Origin of the sequence: Blautia sp. OF09-25XD, from assembly GCF_003482095.1 — a bacterium.
GTDB lineage: Bacteria > Bacillota > Clostridia > Lachnospirales > Lachnospiraceae > Fusicatenibacter > Fusicatenibacter saccharivorans.
In genome coordinates, this window is record NZ_QUMG01000003.1 from 116,897 (window position 1) to 135,614 (window position 18,718).

16 protein-coding genes and 1 pseudogene are annotated in these 18,718 nt (G+C 46.8%); 5 read left to right on the forward strand and 12 right to left on the reverse strand.

Annotation, left to right across the window (positions count from 1 at the left end; genetic code table 11):
* Positions 1-174: 174 nt before the first annotated feature.
* From glgD to DXA93_RS18280, 5 genes and pseudogenes are all read right to left on the reverse strand, one after another.
* The gene (gene glgD, locus DXA93_RS03775; protein WP_055219498.1) at positions 175-1,317 is read right to left on the reverse strand and encodes a glucose-1-phosphate adenylyltransferase subunit GlgD; all 1,143 of its coding nucleotides are present in this window, start codon (positions 1,315-1,317) and stop codon (positions 175-177) included.
* Positions 1,311-2,518 (reverse strand): annotated as a pseudogene (locus DXA93_RS03780) (glucose-1-phosphate adenylyltransferase). Before DXA93_RS03780 ends, glgD begins: the two are co-directional and overlap by 7 nt.
* Before the next feature lie 300 nt (positions 2,519-2,818).
* Complete coding sequence (locus tag DXA93_RS18270; RefSeq protein WP_243109142.1) at positions 2,819-4,273, reverse strand: glycoside hydrolase family 3 protein; 1,455 nt, start codon at positions 4,271-4,273, stop codon at positions 2,819-2,821.
* Positions 4,198-4,857, reverse strand: coding sequence for a glycoside hydrolase family 3 protein (locus DXA93_RS18895; RefSeq protein ID WP_256372631.1), 660 nt, complete (start codon positions 4,855-4,857; stop codon positions 4,198-4,200). The genes DXA93_RS18270 and DXA93_RS18895 overlap by 76 nt, the downstream gene beginning before the upstream one ends.
* Positions 4,854-5,432 carry a glycoside hydrolase family 3 C-terminal domain-containing protein gene (locus DXA93_RS18280; protein WP_256372632.1) on the reverse strand — a complete coding sequence of 193 codons (579 nt, stop codon included), beginning with the start codon at positions 5,430-5,432 and terminating at the stop codon, positions 4,854-4,856. Before DXA93_RS18280 ends, DXA93_RS18895 begins: the two co-directional genes overlap by 4 nt.
* 324 nt (positions 5,433-5,756) lie before the next feature.
* Between DXA93_RS18280 and DXA93_RS03790 the strand changes: the two genes are divergently transcribed.
* Entirely contained in the window at positions 5,757-6,161 is a 405-nt protein-coding gene (locus DXA93_RS03790; RefSeq protein ID WP_117801750.1) for an amino acid-binding protein, read from the forward strand.
* Between the two features lie 177 nt (positions 6,162-6,338).
* Here the strand turns inward: DXA93_RS03790 and DXA93_RS03795 are convergent, their stop codons facing one another.
* The 3 genes from DXA93_RS03795 to DXA93_RS03805 are packed head-to-tail and all read right to left on the reverse strand — an operon-like array spanning position 6,339 to position 9,062.
* Positions 6,339-7,718, reverse strand: coding sequence for an MATE family efflux transporter (locus DXA93_RS03795; protein ID WP_117814479.1), 1,380 nt, complete (start codon positions 7,716-7,718; stop codon positions 6,339-6,341).
* Positions 7,719-7,740: 22 nt separating this feature from the next.
* Positions 7,741-8,115, reverse strand: coding sequence for a hypothetical protein (locus tag DXA93_RS03800; RefSeq protein WP_119207751.1), 375 nt, complete (start codon positions 8,113-8,115; stop codon positions 7,741-7,743).
* Complete coding sequence (locus DXA93_RS03805; protein WP_158583260.1) at positions 8,112-9,062, reverse strand: APC family permease; 951 nt, start codon at positions 9,060-9,062, stop codon at positions 8,112-8,114. The genes DXA93_RS03800 and DXA93_RS03805 overlap by 4 nt, the downstream gene beginning before the upstream one ends.
* A 311-nt stretch (positions 9,063-9,373) precedes the next feature.
* Between DXA93_RS03805 and DXA93_RS03810 the strand changes: the two genes are divergently transcribed.
* From DXA93_RS03810 to DXA93_RS03825, 4 genes are all read left to right on the forward strand, one after another.
* On the forward strand, positions 9,374-10,909 hold the full coding sequence (locus tag DXA93_RS03810) for an aminotransferase class I/II-fold pyridoxal phosphate-dependent enzyme (RefSeq protein ID WP_118600571.1): 1,536 nt from the start codon (positions 9,374-9,376) through the stop codon (positions 10,907-10,909).
* Between the two features lie 364 nt (positions 10,910-11,273).
* A complete protein-coding gene (locus DXA93_RS03815; RefSeq protein WP_118640206.1) occupies positions 11,274-13,346 on the forward strand; it encodes an EAL domain-containing protein in 2,073 nt (690 codons plus the stop codon).
* Positions 13,347-13,526: 180 nt separating this feature from the next.
* A complete protein-coding gene (bsh, locus tag DXA93_RS03820) occupies positions 13,527-14,501 on the forward strand; it encodes a choloylglycine hydrolase (RefSeq protein ID WP_055219508.1) in 975 nt (324 codons plus the stop codon).
* Between the two features lie 230 nt (positions 14,502-14,731).
* Positions 14,732-15,685: a tRNA dihydrouridine synthase gene (locus tag DXA93_RS03825; RefSeq protein ID WP_118640205.1), complete on the forward strand. Its 954-nt coding sequence runs from the start codon at positions 14,732-14,734 to the stop codon at positions 15,683-15,685.
* A gap of 326 nt (positions 15,686-16,011) precedes the next feature.
* Here DXA93_RS03825 and DXA93_RS03830 read toward each other — a convergent pair whose 3' ends face one another.
* The 4 genes from DXA93_RS03830 to DXA93_RS03845 all read right to left on the reverse strand — a co-directional run bounded on the left by DXA93_RS03830 (position 16,012) and on the right by DXA93_RS03845 (position 18,499).
* A complete protein-coding gene (locus DXA93_RS03830) occupies positions 16,012-16,788 on the reverse strand; it encodes a GTP pyrophosphokinase (protein ID WP_055227650.1) in 777 nt (258 codons plus the stop codon).
* An 82-nt stretch (positions 16,789-16,870) separates the two neighbouring features.
* Complete coding sequence (locus DXA93_RS03835; protein WP_022461465.1) at positions 16,871-17,572, reverse strand: response regulator; 702 nt, start codon at positions 17,570-17,572, stop codon at positions 16,871-16,873.
* A gap of 31 nt (positions 17,573-17,603) precedes the next feature.
* Complete coding sequence (locus DXA93_RS03840; protein WP_243104841.1) at positions 17,604-17,873, reverse strand: sensor histidine kinase; 270 nt, start codon at positions 17,871-17,873, stop codon at positions 17,604-17,606.
* 131 nt (positions 17,874-18,004) lie between these two features.
* A complete protein-coding gene (locus DXA93_RS03845) occupies positions 18,005-18,499 on the reverse strand; it encodes a DUF4118 domain-containing protein (protein WP_147399510.1) in 495 nt (164 codons plus the stop codon).
* Positions 18,500-18,718 lie beyond the last annotated feature (219 nt).

Consider the following 18,718-nt stretch of genomic DNA (forward strand, 5'->3'; position numbering starts at 1 on the left):
GGTAAGAATCTTCCCTTCCTTAGGCTGTCACTGTTTTGTTTTATTACCATATCACAGATGCATTACTCAATCTACTATTTTTCTCTGAATTTTTCCAAAAAATACCGACTGCCCATCAATATTGATATATTCTACATTGGCAGTCGGTATTTCTATTTCATTCTATTCTTTTCTTTATACCACCTGATCCTTCGCAATAAATACCGGGAAGGAATCGGTTCCTTTGAGCTGTTTTCCCTCAGATACCGTAACGTATTTATCAGAAACAACGTACTCAATCTCAGCGCCTGCTTCAATCACGGTATCCTGCATCAGGATGCAGTTCTTTACTTTTGCTCCCTTGGCTACCTTGACACCACGGAACAAAATGCTGTTTTCGATTTCGCCTTCGATCACACAGCCGTCTGCTACCATCACGTTTTTCGCTTTTGATCCGTTGATATAACGGGTCGGATTGTCATCGCGGACTTTAGTATAGATCGGGTTTCCCAAGAAGAGGCTATCCAGATTTTCATCTTTTAAAAGCTTCATGTTCTCATCGAAATAGCTCTTCATATCATCAATTCTTGCCTGATAGCCGGTAAACTCATATCCCTGAATGTTCAGCTTCTCCGTTTGTGGTGCCAGGACATCACGCTCAAAGAATTTATTTCCAAGTACAAAGCCTTTTTTGATTTCGTCGATCAGAAGCTGACGCTCCATCACGTAGATATTCATCGATACATTCTGTACTCCGTTTTCCTCCGAGTTTACAAAGATCTTGCTGATCTTCTGTCCTGCCATGGAGAAAGTGTAGTGCAGATAATTGGTTTTCTCGTAAGAGCTTCTGACGCCTTCCGGAATCGGCTGTTTGGTATAAGCAGCAGTAACATCTGCGCCGCTTTCGATATGCTGATTCAGCATCTCTTTGAAATCAAAATTGCAGGCAATGTTGGTGTCCGCCATAACAACGTATTTTTCTTTCTGCCATTTCAGGAAATCGAGAACATTTGCCAGTGCTTCCACTCTTCCGGAATACACCTGAATCTTCTTCTCAGAATAAGGCGGAACAATATTTAAACCGCCTTTTTTTCTGGCAAGATCCCACTCACGTCCGGAGCCGAGATGATCCATCAGCGAATGGTAATTTTTACGGACGATAATGGATACATTTCCGATTCCGCAGTTTACCATGCTGGATAAAATAAAGTCCACCATGCGGTAACGGCTGGCAAAAGGAATGGAGGCCATCAGACGCTCGTTTACCAGATCCGGTACCTGATCATCATAGCTGTTTGGGAAAATGATGCCCAGTGCATCTGCATTTGCGTTTACCATTCTTCTTCACCATCCTTTACATTTGCATTTACCATTGCATTTGGTCCTACTTTGGCACGCTCACCGATATGGATTCCGGATCCGATGGTGGCAACACCTTTTTCACCGTCATGCGGCATTTCTCCTACCACGCATTCTGGCCAATCACAACGTTTTCCGCAACGATACAGTGTTTCACGACTGCTCCGGATTCGATCACGGTTCCTCCCATGATAACGGCATCTTCTACTTCTGCGCCCTCTGCAACCTTTACACCAGAGAACAGAATCGAACGTTTGACATGACCTGCAATACGGCAGCCATCGGTGATCATACAGTTTTCCACAACAGCGGTTTCGGTGATCTTATGGCCTGTTTTTCCGCTGTTTCGGCTGTAAATCTTCCAATCATTGTCAAACAGGTTGATTCCGCTGTGTTCCGGATCGAGGATTTCCATATTTGCCTCCCACAAAGAGGAGATGGTTCCTACATCTTTCCAGTATCCGCTGAAGTGATAAGCGTACATATTGCGTCCGTCTTTTAAAAGATTCGGGATGATGTTGTTTCCGAAATCGTTCGAAGAATTCGGGTCTGCCTCGTCCTCAATCAGATATTTTTTCAGGATATCCCAGTTGAAAATGTAGATACCCATGGATGCCAGATTGGATTTCGGCTGTTTTGGTTTTTCCTGGAACTCGGTGATTTTGTCATTTTCATCTGCTACCATAAGTCCGAAACGGGATGCCTCCTCCCACGGCACTTCCATAACCGCAACGCTGAATTCTGCGCCCTTTTCCTTATGGAAGCGGAGGAAATCGCTGTAGTCCTGTTTGCAGATCTGGTCTCCGGAAAGGATGATGACGTACTCCGGATCGTAGCTCTCGATGAATGGAATGTTCTGGTAGATGGCATTTGCAGTTCCTTTATACCAGTCAGAACCTGAGGCTTTCTGATAAGGAGGCAGCACGTGAACACCTCCATGGAGGCGGTCCAGATCCCACGGCTGGCCGTTTCCTATGTACTCATTTAACACCATTGGCTGATACTGTGTCAGAATACCTACGGTATCAATTCCGGAATTTACGCAGTTAGAAAGTGGGAAATCGATGATTCTATATTTTCCGCCAAATGGAACTGCCGGTTTTGCAAGCTTCTCGGTCAGCGCATAAAGGCGAGATCCCTGACCTCCGGCAAGAAGCATTGCTATCATTTCTTTTGCCATAATCTATCCCCCTGTTTTAATAGATGCATTCATTATAACACACTATTTGCTCTATGGACAATCTTTTTGTGCATTTTTCACTATTTTTTATTTTTTTACCGATTTTATTCTGTATTTTTCTCCAGTTTTACAGTTCTTTCGTGAGCTTTTTACATTTTATGCCACCAAGCTGGGCTTGCAGATTGCGGAAATCGCTTATCTCTTGCAGTCACAGCCTTGCTCCTTTGACCGTACAAAAAGCAGCCCCGCAAAGCCTTATGGTAAAGGTCTGCGGGGCTGCTTCTATGTTTTTTTGATTTTTTATGCTTTTGTAACGGTAACTGCCTCTTCGAGATCGAACTGATCACCATATGGTTTGCAGTCATCATAGGCGAGGGACTGCAGAACAACATTCAGAATACGGTACGCACAGGTCTGAAGCTGTCCAAGCGGCAGAGTTCCGTCTGCAACAGATGCTACAATTTCCTGACGGTTTCCTTGCTGGCCAGGCATCTGCAGATCGTTTCCTGCAAGAACACACTCTCTTGAAGTGGAATGTCCGTATTTCAGGTTATATTTGTAAGCGAACAATCCGCTCATGTCCTCTGAGGTTCCCCAGTCGGTCATGACATAACCTGCGAAGCCCCACTCATCTCTTGCTGCTGCGGTCAGAAGGTCGTGGCTGTTGGCAGTATGTACACCGTTTACCAGGTTGTAGGAAGACATGATCGTCATCGGCTGTGCTGTCTTGACTGCGATTTCAAAGCCCTTCAGATAGATTTCACGCATTGCGCGCTCGCTGATGTGCTCATTGACGTACATACGGTTGTCTTCCTGGTTGTTGGCTGCAAAGTGCTTGATACTGGTTCCGATTCCGGCATGGGACTGGATTCCTCTGGTATCGGCTGCGGCGCACATACCTGCCACCAGCGGATCTTCCGAGTAGTACTCGAAATTTCTTCCGCAAAGCGGATTTCTGTGAATGTTCATGCCAGGTGCCAGCCATACAGAAATGTGGAATTCTTCCATCTCTTTTCCGACGATATCACCACATTTCCGGATCAGATCCATGTTCCACGATTGCGCAAGAAGCGCTGCTACCGGGATTGCGGTGCAGTACTGGAAATACTCCGTGCCGCCTTCCGGAACTTCGATTTCATTTTTGTTAAACGCATCTTCCAGAGGATTTCCGGAGGATACCATCTTTCCGTCTGCATCAACGACAAAGTGCGGAATCAGACGAAGACCGGCCGGACCGTCTGCAAGAATCGTATTGTAAATACCTCTGTCCTCCAGAAGAATGGAAGTTGTATCTCCCGCTGCTCCAGGCGCCATATCGGAAGAAGATCCGATAAAGCCTTCCTGTCCGAGGCCGTCTGCCGTACCATTGCAAACGGCAGCCATCTCTTCTACGGTCAGCTGCGATACGAGATCTTTTAACGTCGCTTTTCCGCTCTTTACATCTGCCGCAGTCAGCTTTTCTCCCTCATAAACCGGGAATGCTTCCGGTGTTCCACTGTAGATAACGGTCTCTGTCTTGATGCATTTACTACAAATCTCAATCTGTTTTGCAGCTGCTTTTTCTTCTGCCTCACCTTCATAGCTGTATGGTGTTACGCCTGCTTTGGAGAGTTCCTGTGGAGCGTCATCTGCCGGGAAAAGATTCTTTCCCTGAACCGTAACAACGGTCTCTTTGAGATTCAGGCTGCTGCTACTTTCGTTGTTCTGGAGCTGTTGCCGACACGGATGTAATACGTTCCTGCCTCGAGTACCCATGCTGCTTTTTTCTCATCGTAGGAAGCCATAGATTTTGTCGGGAAGGAAATGGTAATCGTCTGGGACTCACCCGGCGAGAGCAGATCGGATTTTCCGAAGCCGCCAAGCTCCTGATACGGTTTCTCAATCGTGCCATCCGGTGCGGAATAGTAAACCTGTACGACTTCTTTTCCGGCGAATGTATCACCAATATTCTTTACGGATGCGGTAACGGTAACGTTCTTGGCATCTGCCTCCACGTCCCTTACTTCCGTCTCAAAATCAGTATAACCTTTGCCATAGCCGAAGCAGTAGTTCGGGGTTACGTTGAAGGTGTCAAAATAACGGTAGCCGACATAAATGCCGTCGCTGTAATACTCATCGTTGGTGTCACCGTTGTTGTGGCTGAAATTTTTTGAGGACGGATAGTCTTCATAGGAAGCAGCCCATGTATCAGTCAGCTTTCCGGATGGGATGCTCTTTCCGAGAACAACGTCTGCAACGATGTTTCCGGTTGCATTTCCGGCCTGTCCTGCAAGAAGAATTGCATTCAGTCCTTTGATTTTCTTTAACTCTGTGGTGTCTACAAGGTTCGCAATATTCAAAATAAAACTGTTTTCTCATAATGCTCTGCCAGATAGGCAATGTCAGCGAGCTCGTTTTCGCCGAGCAGATAATCGCATGCTCTGTTATAGCGGTCTGCACCTTCACCGGAGTTTCTTGACAGAACATAGATAGCGGTATCGGTGTCCTCTTTTTCGGTAATTACCGGCACATCAGGCTGTGCAAATACTTCCGAGAACATAACAGCAAAAATCGGAACGTGAAGCTCCTCTGCTTTTTTTGCCAGCTCTGCCTGATATGCAGCCTGCGCATCTGCAAGCACTTTGTCATATTCATCGAGCCATTTACCAGTCAGAATTTCAAAGCCGGCCTCTTTTAAGCCCTGTTCGATCGTAACAACCGTTCTTGTGTTAACGTCTCCGGAACCGGTACCCCCTTTTACCGTGTGGCGGACGCCGTTACCATAAACTGCGACTTTTCCTGCACCGGCAAGCGGCAGGGTTCCGTCGTTTTCAAGAAGTGTCATGCACTCACCGGCCAGTTCACGTACCAGCGCGGAATGTTCTTTTTCTCTAGCAGATACTTCTCCTGTTTTTGATGCATAAAATGTTGCCATAATTCTAATACCTCCCAATAATAAATTCACATATAGCGCTTATATTGTAGCGCATTTTTCGTCATTATGCAAAAGTTTTTTCACCCGTTTTCTCATATTTTTATTTGTATTTTTGTGCATTTTCTCTTATTATCCGACTTTTCTGTCTTTTTTTCGCTCATTGATTTCTTTTTTTATTTCTTTATATTGATGCTTTTATTCTATTGATTTTCTGTAAACGATACGCTTTTTTACCTTTTTTTCGTCTTCTTTTACAAAATTCGTTGACGCGTTTGATTTTGGCAGTATAATGGAATCAGAGATCAATTTTAGGAGGCCCCCATTATGTTAAAACAACTTTCTATTTTCGCAGAAAATAAAAAAGGCACGATGCAGCAGATCACACAGATTCTGTTTGAAAACGACGTCAATATTTTAGGTTCTGTCAACAACGACAGCGCAGAGTACGGCATTGTCCGCATGGTCGTTTCCGATCCGGATAAAGCAGAGCAGGCGCTTCAGGCTGCCGGTTACATGACACGCCAGACGGATGTACTCGGTGTTGAAGTCGTCGATCAGCCGGGCAACTTAAATTCCCTTCTGAAAACACTGCTTGAGACAAATATCAGCATCGACTATATCTATCTCTCCTTCAACCGTGAGTCCGGCTGCCCGATCATGGTGTTCCATGTACCGGATGTGTACGAGACAGAAGCAAGCTTAAAGAGCAAAGGATATACCGTTCTTTAAAACTTTTGCACTATCCTTTTACGGTCTGATCATACCAGTTTCCGATCCGTTATGCTATAACCATTCTGACTTTCCGCTGTTGTTTCTTTGACTCTTGCAGCACAGTTAGAGCGTGTTTGAAAAAGACATCTGGCGAAGTGATTTTTCATCCCTGCAGATGTCTTTTTTCTATATCATCTATTCTTTTTCTTCATCCTCAAACAGGTGATCCCGCGTAATGTTTTTTGCCCACAGTCCGCTCTTATACCGTTTCAGAACCCACGGCCATTTTACAAACTCGTCTGTACACAGCAGGAAATAAACCACAAGGACAGGAAGCTTGAAGACAAACGCTGCAATAAATCCAAGCGGCACCGCGTAGCACCACATATCAATCGTATCGCAGACCAGTCCGAACTTTGTGTCACCTCCGGCACGGAATACTCCGGCAATCAGCGTTGTGTTGACGGCAGTCCCCATAATATAATAGGTGTTAATCAGCAGCATATATTTCAGATAATGCATCGCGGTCTCATTTAAAGAAGCAAACTTCAGTACAAACGGCGTGATACCCAGTACAACCAGTCCGCCCACAGCTCCGGTAACAACCGTCAGCTTCAGCAGTTTCGATGCATATTCCTTCGCCTTTTCCAGATTTCCTTCTCCCATAACATTTCCAAGCAGAATACCGCCTGCACTTGCCACACCAAAGCACAGCACGGTTCCGATATTTCTTACAACGACAACGAGCGAGTTTGCCGCTACCGCATCGCTTCCCAGATGGCCCAGGATCACAGAATACATCGAAAATGCAACGCCCCAGGAAAGATCATTTCCAAGCGCCGGAAGTGACAGCTTCACAAAATCGGAAAACAGCAGCTTGTTGCGGATGAACATGTACCGCAGATCGAGCTTGATATCCTTACTCATAATTGATACAATCACGCAGCCGATCAGTTCAATGACACGCGACATCGCCGTTGCGATTGCAACGCCGGTTGCTCCAAGCTTCGGAAATCCGAAGAGACCAAAAATGAAGCATGCGTTGAAAAATACGTTCAGTGCGAATGCCATCATATTCATCGCCATGCTGATCGTCACACGGCCGAGGCTTCGAAGCACCGCAAGATAGATCTCCGTAATGCCCCAGCACAGGTAGGTCACACCCATGACGCGCAGATACGAAGCACCGATCCGGATCAGTTCCGCATTATCTGTAAACAGACGCATCATCATCTGTGGCATGGTAAAAGCAATTCCTGCCACAACGACGGAGATGATGACGGAGAATCGAAGTGCGATTCCCTCGACAGTCTGAATTGCTCGCATATTGCCTTTTCCAAAGTACTGGGCACACAGAAGTGTTGCTCCTGTTCCCAGTCCGTAATAAACCATAAATAATACATTTGCATAGTTGGATGCCAGGGATACCGCGGAAATAGCGGACTGTCCCACGTAGTTCAGCATCACGACATCGGCAGAGTTGACTGCCGCGCTTAAAAGATTCTGAATCACAATCGGCAGAACCAGCTTAAAAATCTGGCTGTAAAAGCCCTGCTCTTTTGTTGTTGCCCTCATGTTTCTTCTCCATTTCTCTTCTTTATTTGTCTTCTTTCTTTTCCTGTTTTGCCTTCACATACGGGTATCGGACCTGCGTGTAAACAAACATCACCAGAATATAGATGCCGCATGCGATCGCCGCGGGAACCGTAAGATCCGACAGATTGACATACGAGGTTCCGATCATCAGAATGCCGATGAAAAACAGCAGAATGTGAAGTGTCCGCTTTTTCATACAAAACGCAGATTTCTGATACTCTTCCGGGAAGATATCCGGCAGACGCCAGCAGGCCAGGAGTACCATAAATTCCGTCACCATATCGGTTCCGACACCCATGTTTGAAATCAATGTCAGATCCATTCCCGTAAGAATCGGAATAGCGCCCATCAGGAAAAAGACCATCAGAAGGATCACCGGAACACCGTTTTTATTCTCCTCCGCGGTTTTTTCCGGCAGCCAGCCCTGTTTGCGGCAGCCTGCAGTCCTCTTGTCACCCAGCTCAAGGTTCCGTTCAGGGTGGTAAGCAGCGCAAATACGGCACCACCGAACACGAAAAACAGGTACATCCAGGTTGGAAAAATCTCCTGTGCGACAAGCGTCAGATTCTGAAATGCAACCGTTTCGACCGGAAGCACGCCGCCTGCCACGATACCGATCAGCACATAGAATACAGCAACGATACTCGTGGAAAGCACGATAACCTTTGGAATCGTGCGGGACGGCTCCACAATATCGTCTCCGTTCTCCGCAACGAATTTTGCGCCTCCGCACGCAAAACTCAAAAGTGCCACGCCTGTGAAAAAGTTCTTCGGACCGTTCGGCATCAGGTTGGATACCGTCGGTGTCAGGGCATCCCAGCTTACTTTGGGCAACCCGAATACAATAAATAAGAACAGGCTTAAAAGCAGCAGCACAACCATGCCCTTTTGCACCAGTGCGCTCGATTTCAGTCCGATGAGATTGACAGCGGTACAGATTACAAGTGCTGCCATTGCGACAGCCGACTCGCCAAACTGCGGAAAAATCGAGCAGAAATAGCTTGCAAAGCCTTTCGCGTACGTTGCGATCAGAACCTGGCTTAAGACAAACATCGCAATGTACATAAAGCCGGCTTTTTCACCCATCAATCGTCGGATGTAAGTAAAGCCGGCGCCTGATGACGGGATTGCGGACGTCAGGATGATGAACGGTACACAGGTGATAATGGCAAGCACGGCACCTAAAATAAACGCTGCGGCAATGCCGTGTCCTGTCAGACCGATGACGATTCCTGTCAATACCATGATGCCTGAACCGATGATCTGTCCGATCGCAAGTCCCATACAGTCGGAAATATTCAATTTTTTATGACCTTCCCCCATACATTTTCCTCCCTTTTTCTCCCAATGTACTCTCGTTTCTGTTGGCGGATCCCAACAGAAACGCATAACATCCTATTTTTTTATTCTACCGAAATCTCATCGTTTGTCAATTTGCAAAATGCGCAAGGTTTAACGCTTTACCTGTACAGAATAGACAATATTATAATTGAACTTGTTTCGCTTTAATTTTGAACTTTTCAACATTTTTACAATTTTCAGTTTTTCTATTGAACTTTTTTCTTGTCCATGCTACAATAAGCACAGTTTTGAACTTTTTTTTTATTTTGTATTCTATCTTAAGGAGATTTTCTATGACAAATGAAACCTTTTCCGACCGTCTGAAACTGGCCATGCAGGCGAAACAGTTCAAGCAGGTCGATTTGATCCGAGCGGCCCAGCGGCGCGGTGTGAAGCTTGGAAAAAGCCATGTCAGCCAGTATGTCAGCGGAAAAACGGTTCCGCGCTCCGACATTCTTCACTTTCTGGCCGATGTGCTCCAGGTCGATCCCGACTGGCTGCTTGCAAAAGATTCCACAGTAAACTATACGGCAGATACGGTTTCTGATTCGACAGAATCTTGTTCTGATCCATCTGCTGCTTCTCTTTCCCAGAAAAAAACAGGAGGTTCCCCTATGCGAGAATTTAAAAAATCATCAAAACTCGACAATGTCTTATATGATGTCCGCGGACCTGTCGTAGAAGAAGCCAACCGCATGGAAGCGTGCGGCACGCAGGTTCTGAAGCTGAACATTGGAAATCCGGCTCCTTTTGGTTTCCGTACCCCGGATGAGGTCATCTACGACATGAGTCATCAGCTTACCGACTGTGAGGGCTACTCTCCTTCCCAGGGACTTTTCTCCGCAAGAAAAGCAATCATGCAATACGCACAGTTAAAGAAACTGCCAAATGTTTCTATTGATGATATTTATACAGGAAACGGCGTCAGTGAGCTGATCAACCTCTGTATGTCCGCTCTTCTGGATGACGGGGATGAAATCCTCATCCCATCCCCGGATTACCCTCTCTGGACTGCCTGCGCAACGCTGGCCGGCGGAAAAGCCGTCCACTACATCTGCGACGAACAGTCCGAATGGTATCCGGACATCGATGATATGCGAAAGAAGATCACCGACCGCACAAAAGCGATTGTTATCATCAATCCGAATAACCCGACCGGTGCACTCTATCCGAAAGAGGTACTGCAGCAGATTGTCGAGCTTGCCAGAGAACATCAGCTGATCATCTTTTCCGATGAAATTTATGACCGGCTCGTCATGGACGGTCTCGAGCATGTTTCTATTGCATCCCTCGCACCGGATCTGTTCTGTGTCACCTTCAGTGGTCTTTCCAAATCGCACATGATCGCAGGCTTCCGTATCGGCTGGATGATCTTAAGTGGAAATAAAGCTATCGCAAAGGACTATATTGAAGGGCTCAAAATGCTCTCCAACATGCGTCTCTGCTCCAATGTTCCGGCACAGTCCGTTGTCCAGACCGCTCTTGGCGGCCACCAGAGTGTCAACGACTACATCATTCCGGGCGGACGGATTTACGAGCAGCGCGAATACGTTTACAAGGCATTCTGCGATATTCCGGGTATCACCGCAGTCAAACCAAAAGCTGCGTTCTACATGTTCCCGAAAATTGACACGAAAAAGTTCAATATCACAAACGACGAAAAATTTGCTCTCGATCTGCTGCGCGACAAAAAACTTCTGATCGTCCACGGCGGCGGCTTCAACTGGGGACAGCCGGATCACTTCCGCGTTGTTTACCTGCCGCGAATTGAAGTTTTAAAGGATGCGGTTGAAAAGATCACCGACTTCCTCTCTTATTATCATCAGTAAAATTCTGATCACTTTTTTCACAGAGCTCCACCGGAAATACCACCTTTTTTTCCGGCGGAGCTTTTTTCCTTTACCGGATTCTTTCCTGCTGCATTACACTTCACCGGTACCCGGCAAACAACAGGTAACTTTTCGTTACTGTTCACTCAGCAGTGAAACACTTGCTGTTTCGCTGCGTAAGAAAGTGATTCAGGCGTGAGCAGCCCTCCTTTTGCGAAGCAAAACTTTAAATGAGGGCTGCGAATGTTACAGTTCGCTGGGAACCAGTGAACTGTAACAACTTTTCTGTTCCACGGCTTAATTTCGATTGCGGCTCCTGTTCCTTTATGTTATAATTCTTTCAAATCAAGTCACAACCTTTCTTTTGAGTTCTGTTCTCGCTGTATCGCTTCTTGGCGGATGCCGCGCCTCCGACAAACCCGTTACGCTGACCGTATGGACGTATTACAACGGAGATCAGTTAGCTTCCTTTGAACGTCTTGTTGAGGAATTCAATACAACGATCGGAAAAAAAGAGCATATTACGGTCGAAGCCTCCAGTCAGGGCAGCATCAATGACCTGGGAAAAAATGTTCTCGATGCCGCCAAAGGAAGGATTGGTGCCCTTGCCATGCCAAATATTTTTTCCGCCTACGCCGATACCGCCTATACGCTTGAGCAGATGGGACAGGTCGTTGATCTTTCCCCTTATCTTACAGAGAAAGAAAAGGCTGCCTATCTTCCCAATTACCTGGAAGAAGATGACTTTTCCGATGACGGCAGTATCCACATTATTCTGACAACCTCCACAAAATTCCTGCGTATCATGGAAATGGCAAGTATTGAACTGGGTGGCTATGAGATGCGTTTTGATCTCAACACGGTCTATGTCACAAAGAACTTTTTTCCCATGCTCAACCTTCCATCTGAAGATGTCTCCGGGCTTTCCACCCGGTATTTCCAGCAGATGCTGCGTGAATTTGACCAGACACATTCTCATACCGTATGGGTCGGGCATTCTAAGGTGTATGAAATTTCATTTTCTGACGGAACAATCCGCTACATCCGTATGGAGACCTCCCGCGAGGGCTATGCGCAGATCGGACTTGTCGAAGATTTTACCTCCGTTATGCTGGAACGGCAGCGCATAGAGCACGAGCGTGATTACGATGCATTGACCGGTCTCTACAATCGACGCGCGTTTCAACGGGAAAGTGAAGCTCTTTTTGAGCATTCGGAAGTTCTCGGTCACGCTGCCCTTCTGATGATCGACCTTGACAATCTAAAACGCACCAACGACACCTTCGGCCACGACTGGGGCGATGCCTATATCCGGCAGGCAGGACAGTGTTTTATCTCCTCTGTGCCGGCTAAAACGCTCTGTGCCCGTATTTCCGGCGATGAATTTAATCTTCTGTTCTACGGCTACCAATCGCAGGAAGAAATTCGAGCACTTCTGCAGAATCTTTCCCTTGCGGTTTCAAATACAGCCCTGGAGCTGCCAAGTGGTCGTAAACTGCCCCTTCGCCTTTCCGGCGGAGTTTCCTGGTATCCGGAAAACAGTACAGATCTGTCTACGCTGAAAAAATATGCGGATTTCGCAATGTACCAGGTAAAGAAAGCAGAAAAAGGGTACATTACCGAATTCGATCCGGAGCTTTTTACAAAAAACGCAAAGGAAACCGAGATGCGCCGCCTGTTCCATAAAATGTTGAATGAAGAGCTGTTTACGTATTACTTCCAGCCAATTGTTTCCGCTGCGGACGGCAGTATCTACGCCTACGAGGCGCTGATGCGCGGAAATCTCCCGGCACTTACTCGTCCGGATCAGATCCTGCAGCTGGCTCACGAGGAAGAGTGCCTGCATGAAATAGAACGTCTGACTATGTTTCTCTCTGCAAAATCCTATGCCACATTCCTCTCCACCCATCAGATACGCGGTGATGAGCTTCTCTTTGTCAATTCGATTGCAAGCCAATACATGAATCACGATGAGTCAGTGGCTTACGTCGAACAATACAGCTTTCTTCAGGATCGGATTGTCATCGAGATCACAGAGGAGGATTCACCGGATCTTACAGCTCTGTTGAAAAAACGTGAGATGCCGGGATTTTCCGGTGTATTTGCCCTGGATGACTACGGCAGCGGCTACAGCAATGAAAAAACGCTTCTGGAGCTTGCACCGGCGTATATCAAGCTGGATCTTTCCATCATCCGCGATATCGACTCCGATCCGGACAAGCAGCAGATCGTAGAAAATATTGTTTCCTATGCACATCAAAGAGGCATGAAAATCATTGCCGAGGGTCTGGAAACTCCAGCTGAACTTTTGAAGGTACTGGAACTGGATGTTGATCTCCTGCAGGGCTATTTTCTTGCAAAACCGTCCGCTGTTCCGAAACCTGTCAGTGCAGAATCCGTTGCTGTCATAGAACACTTCCGGAAATATCATGCTTAAATCCACCTCTTCCTGCCCGGTGAATGTTTCAAATCACAAAATCTATGACTGATCTGAAGAATCCTGCCTGGCAGGATTCTTTTTTATACTTTTTTCATATTTTTCTCCTGTTCGTTCCTCCGCTTCTGTGCTATGATACCTTACAGCAATGACAAATCATCCATCGAAAGGAGTTTTTCTATGTGTACAGCAGCAACCTATCAAACACGCGACTTTTATATGGGCCGCACACTCGATTATGAATTTTCCTATGGCGACCAGATCACCGTCACACCTCGCAATTACCCGTTTTCCTTTCTTCATATGCCGTCCCTTTCCCATCACTATGCAATGATCGGCATGGCGTGTGTGATGGATGATTACCCGCTCTATTATGAGGCGTTCAATGAAAAAGGGCTTGGTATCGCCGGCCTTAATTTTGTAGGAAATGCCGTTTATTTCGATCCGAAACCGGAGAAAGACAATATCGCGCAGTTCGAGCTGATCCCGTGGATTCTCGGTACATGTGCTTCGCTTGCGGAAGCAAAAGAATCCCTCTCCCGTATCAATCTCATCAGCACACCTTTTAAAAAGAATCTTCCGCTCGCACAGCTTCACTGGATCATCGCAGATGCATCGGGTGCCATCACCGTGGAATCCACGGCGGACGGTCTGCATGTCTACGACAATCCGGTCGGCGTTCTGACAAACAATCCGCCGTTTCCAATGCAGATGTTCTCACTGAACAATTACCTGCATCTGTCACCAAAACAGCCGGCCAACACGTTTTCCAACCAGCTCGATCTTTCTACGTACAGCCGTGGCATGGGCGGTCTTGGACTGCCGGGCGACCTCTCGTCTGCTTCCCGCTTTGCACGCGTGGCGTTTGTAAAGCAGAACTCGATCTCGGGAAACAGCGAAACGGAGAGTGTCAGCCAGTTTTTCCATATTTTAAATTCTGTCGACCAGCAGAGAGGATGCTGCGAGGTGGCGGACGGAAAGTATGAGATCACGCTCTATACTTCCTGCTGCAATGCGACGCAGGGAATTTACTATTATACGACGTATGACAATCATCAGATTTCTGCGGTTGATATGCACCGCGAGAATCTCGATGGCGAAACGCTTCGCTGCTTTGCGCCGGTGACGGGCGAGCAGATTCATATGCAGAATTAGAAAAATCCGGTACAGAAATCTTTGAGGACCCCTCAAAAAAAGATTCTGTATCGGATTTTTTCTACATCTCATCACACATTGTAAAACAGACGTCGCACCGGCTTCTTCTTTTAACCTCTTACTTGTTTAGTAGATATTATTTTACTTTCATTTTTTTCTGTCCCTTCCGGCAGTTTTATGATACACTTTTCGTATTGGAAAACCGATTTTTTTGAAAGGATTTTATCATCATGCAATTTTATCTCGCCCCGATGGAAGGGCTGACCGGATATGTGTACCGGAGCGCCTACCACAAATATTTTCCGGCGGCTGACCGTTATTTCACGCCATTTATTACAAATAAAAAGATGAGCTCCCGCGAGCGCAATGACATTCTCCCGGAGCATAACGAAGGGATGACGGTGATCCCGCAGATTCTCACAAACCAGGCGGAGGACTTTCTTTCTCTGACAAAAGAACTGAAGGAGTACGGCTACGATACCGTCAATCTGAACCTTGGCTGTCCGTCCGGCACGGTTGTCGCCAAGCGGCGCGGCTCCGGATTGCTTGCGTGGCCGCATACACTCGATGCATTTCTCGATGAAATCTTTTCGTCCTGCGACTGCCGGATTTCCATCAAGACAAGACTTGGCACAACCGACACCGATGAGTGGGAGACGCTGCTTGCGATTTATGACAAATATCCGCTGGAAGAGCTGATTATTCATCCGCGGATTCAGAAAGATTTCTACAAATATACGCCGCGCATGGAGTGTTATCGGACAACATATGAGACGAGCCGCCACTCGCTGTGCTACAATGGGGATCTTTTCTCAACCGCTGATTTTCAGAAGCTCTGCCATGATTTTCCCTTGACGGAAAAGGTCATGCTCGGCCGCGGGGTGCTGCAGAACCCCTGGTTGATCGGGATGCTGCGCAGTACAGATCCTGCCAGCAGTGAAAATTTAGCTCCGGCAGATAAGGAGCTGCTGCGCGCATTCTGCGAAGATCTCTGTGCCGGCTATGCGCGCGTTATTTCCGGGGATAAAAATGTGCTGTTTAAATTAAAGGCACTGTGGATTTACCTCGGAACATCGTTTACGAATCCCCAGAAGTATCTGAAAAAGATCAAAAAAGCAAATCGCCTTGCCGAGTATGAAGAGGCCGTTGATTCGCTCTTTCGGGAACAGGAGCTGATTTTTTAACCGAATCGAGCCGCGCAAGCCGCTTATGAACCTTCGCTTGATTTTTCCATCCTGTTCCGCACAGATAAAATTGAACCGCGTCTGATCAACGAAAACACAGCTCTCATCCTTTTCTCTTACCACACCGAATGCATCCGCCGTGAGGATGGCACTTCGTACGGCATCCGCGGACTCGAGACACAGGTCGCCGTCAAAGAGGACGAGAAATGGAAATTGCAGCATATTCATTATTCGAAAGAAGCATGAGCAAAAATACGCCGCAGATCTGATCACTAGACCTGCGGCGTATTTTTATGCTCTTTTTCTCCAACTCCCAAATCCGTTCTCTATTTCATCGGCAGCATTGCAAGCGTATCGCACTCTTCCTCTTCTGCTTCCTCTGCAATCAGATTCCGGATATTCTGCATACGGTTATCCAGCTCCGCGCTCTGTCTTGCGCAGTCGTAGAGTTCATCCTGCAGATATTTGACATGATTTTCGGGAATATTTTTCTTGTAGCGCATCTTGTGCTCCAGACTCGCCCAGAAATCCATCGCGATCGTACGGAACTGTACTTCCACGTAAACCAGTTTCTTTGTATCCTGTAAAAAGATCGGCACCTGAACGATCAGATGAAGACTGCGGTAGCCGCTCTCCTTCGGATGCTGAATATAGTCCTTCCGCTCAATCAGCGTAATGTCATCCTGTTTCAGAAAACTGTCTGCCAGCTTATAAATATCGCTTGGAAAAGAACAGATCACGCGCACACCGGCGATATCGCGGATATTTTCCTCGATAGACTCCAGTGTGACCGGGATGTCTTTCACGCGGATTTTCCGCATAATGCTCTCATACGATTTGACCCTTGTTTTGATTCCTTCGATCGGGTTCTGGTCATAGGAAAGCGAGTATTCCTGATTCAGCACCCGGAACTTTGTCTCGATTTCCATAATGGCGCACTGATAATACGACATCAGAAGATCGAACGGCTTTTTGTTCTTCTGCATCATCTCAATAAACTCATCCGATAAAAGATTCTGCTTTACAAATTCATCCCGTTTTGTCCCAATCAGGTTTTTTCCCTGTTTTTTTATTTCCTCCAGTACTTCGAGGTTTTTCATCATCCGTTTTTTCGTCCTCCCAAAACTGCGTTCTCTGTCCTTTATGCTATCATTTTAGGCCTGTAAAGTCAAATTTTTTCTTCTTTTACTCTACCTTCAGCATCCGGTAGCCAACCCCGATATGCGTCTGAATATACTGCGTCTGCTCTCCGTTCTTTTCCAGCTTTTTCCGAAGCGTCGCCATGAAAACACGGAGGGAAGCGATATCATTCTCCCAGCTGCTTCCCCAGATTTTCTGTGTGATAAACGTATGCGTCAGCACCTTCCCTGCATTCTGCGACAGCAGGCAGAGCAGCTTGTATTCGATTGGGGTCAGATGAAGTTCCTCTCCGTCAAGATATGCGCACCCCGCTGCGTACTCGATCCGCAGTGCGCCATTTTCAAAGACAGCCGACTGGACTCCATTTTCTGCCTGCATCTGGGACAGACGGCGCTGTGTGACTCGAAGGCGGGCCAGCAGTTCCTCCACAGAAAACGGTTTCGTCAGATAATCATCCGCTCCTGCGTCCAATGCCTCGATTTTATCGCTGTCCTCACTTCTTGCACTGATTACGATAATCGGCATATTCGACCAGCTTCGAATCTTTTCAATCACCTCTACGCCATCAATATCCGGCAGGCCAAGGTCGAGCAGAACAATGTCGGGATTATGTGTGGATGCCTCCATAATGGCACCCGCACCGTTCTTTGCAGAAATATACTTATAATCGTGTGTTTTTAACGTCGTAGTAATCAGGTTGTGAACCGGCGTATCATCTTCCACAACCAGAATTAATGTCTTATTCATTCAAATTCACCTCGCTGAGCGGCAGGTTAAATCAAAAGCAGCAGCCCTGTGGATCGCAGTCATAAAGTGCTATCTCCCCGCCGTGCGCATTTACAATCGAACGGCAGAGTGCCCGTCCAAGGCCAAGGCTTCTGCGGCTGTCGCTTACTTTATTTTTCCCGGAATAGAACATCTCAAACACATGCTCTCTGGACTCTTTTGGAATCCCGGGGCCGTTGTCCTCCACCGCGATCCAGATATTTTTCTCCTCTTTTCTGGCTGTCGAGAACCCACTGAATGATTTCCTGTTCCCTTGGGTCAAAGATTTTTTCCGTCTTTCCTCCTGTCTGCGCGCTGTAAAGTGTTCCGCGGACAATTCTGCTCTCCTGTGCCCCTGCCGGTGCGGCCGTCAGATCCCTTCCCAGCAGTTTTACAAGCTTTGTCGCTGTAATATCAAAAATCTCCGACGCATCCTCTGCCTTCTGCAGAAGCTGGCTGGTATTGAAAAGAAGGTTCTGTCAGGAAGTAGTTAAACAGCACTACACTGATCACAGAACTGATTACGCTGCAGGTATAACCGCTGGTCAGAATGGATGTCATCATAACGCCGACCAGATATATGGTAATGATATTGGAATCCGGAATGATATGGATTTCCAAATCCGGCACCAGATCGGTCAGCCGTTCGGTCCATCCCCTTCTCTTTCGAAAAAATCCCTGATCCATCATGCTTTTTCCAATGACAATCCGCGTTACTTCGGAAATTCTCGCATATTCTGCAATCTGCAGGGCAATGTCCTCGCTGTGCGTCGTTACAATCTCCGCCCCGCTCTGTTCTGCCAGGCGGATATGCTTCTGCAGCCTTGCCTGATCCTCCGGCGTTTTCTCTGCCGGTTCCGCGGTCTGCACATACAGTGCTGTAAAATTAGCACCAAATGCCCGGGCCATCTGTGCCGCAGTCCGGATAAACACTCAAAAAGGACACCTTTTATTGTATAATTATGTTACCCCACAAACATACGAAAGAAGGTGTCCTTAATGAAAAATTAGCATTGAAGAAACTGCTAACTTATATGAAAAGTGTATACAAAATTCCACAAAAAATCAAGGGTTTATCCGATGAAAGAAAAAGAAAATCCATCCCGTTGTTTAATATCGTTATGCCAG

Excerpts from the sequence above, each read along its gene's own strand:
- glgD (WP_055219498.1), bottom strand. The coding sequence starts at position 1,317 with ATGGTAAACGCAAATGCAGATGCACTGGGCATCATTTTCCCAAACAGC.
- DXA93_RS18270 (WP_243109142.1), bottom strand. The coding sequence starts at position 4,273 with ATGGGTACTCGAGGCAGGAACGTATTACATCCGTGTCGGCAACAGCTC.
- DXA93_RS18280 (WP_256372632.1), bottom strand. The coding sequence starts at position 5,432 with ATGGCAACATTTTATGCATCAAAAACAGGAGAAGTATCTGCTAGAGAA.
- DXA93_RS03790 (WP_117801750.1), top strand. The coding sequence starts at position 5,757 with ATGTTAAAACAACTTTCTATTTTCGCAGAAAATAAAAAAGGCACGATG.
- DXA93_RS03795 (WP_117814479.1), bottom strand. The coding sequence starts at position 7,718 with ATGAGGGCAACAACAAAAGAGCAGGGCTTTTACAGCCAGATTTTTAAG.
- DXA93_RS03805 (WP_158583260.1), bottom strand. The coding sequence starts at position 9,062 with ATGGGGGAAGGTCATAAAAAATTGAATATTTCCGACTGTATGGGACTT.
- DXA93_RS03810 (WP_118600571.1), top strand. The coding sequence starts at position 9,374 with ATGACAAATGAAACCTTTTCCGACCGTCTGAAACTGGCCATGCAGGCG.
- bsh (WP_055219508.1), top strand. The coding sequence starts at position 13,527 with ATGTGTACAGCAGCAACCTATCAAACACGCGACTTTTATATGGGCCGC.
- DXA93_RS03825 (WP_118640205.1), top strand. The coding sequence starts at position 14,732 with ATGCAATTTTATCTCGCCCCGATGGAAGGGCTGACCGGATATGTGTAC.
- DXA93_RS03830 (WP_055227650.1), bottom strand. The coding sequence starts at position 16,788 with ATGATGAAAAACCTCGAAGTACTGGAGGAAATAAAAAAACAGGGAAAA.
- DXA93_RS03835 (WP_022461465.1), bottom strand. The coding sequence starts at position 17,572 with ATGAATAAGACATTAATTCTGGTTGTGGAAGATGATACGCCGGTTCAC.
- DXA93_RS03845 (WP_147399510.1), bottom strand. The coding sequence starts at position 18,499 with ATGGCCCGGGCATTTGGTGCTAATTTTACAGCACTGTATGTGCAGACC.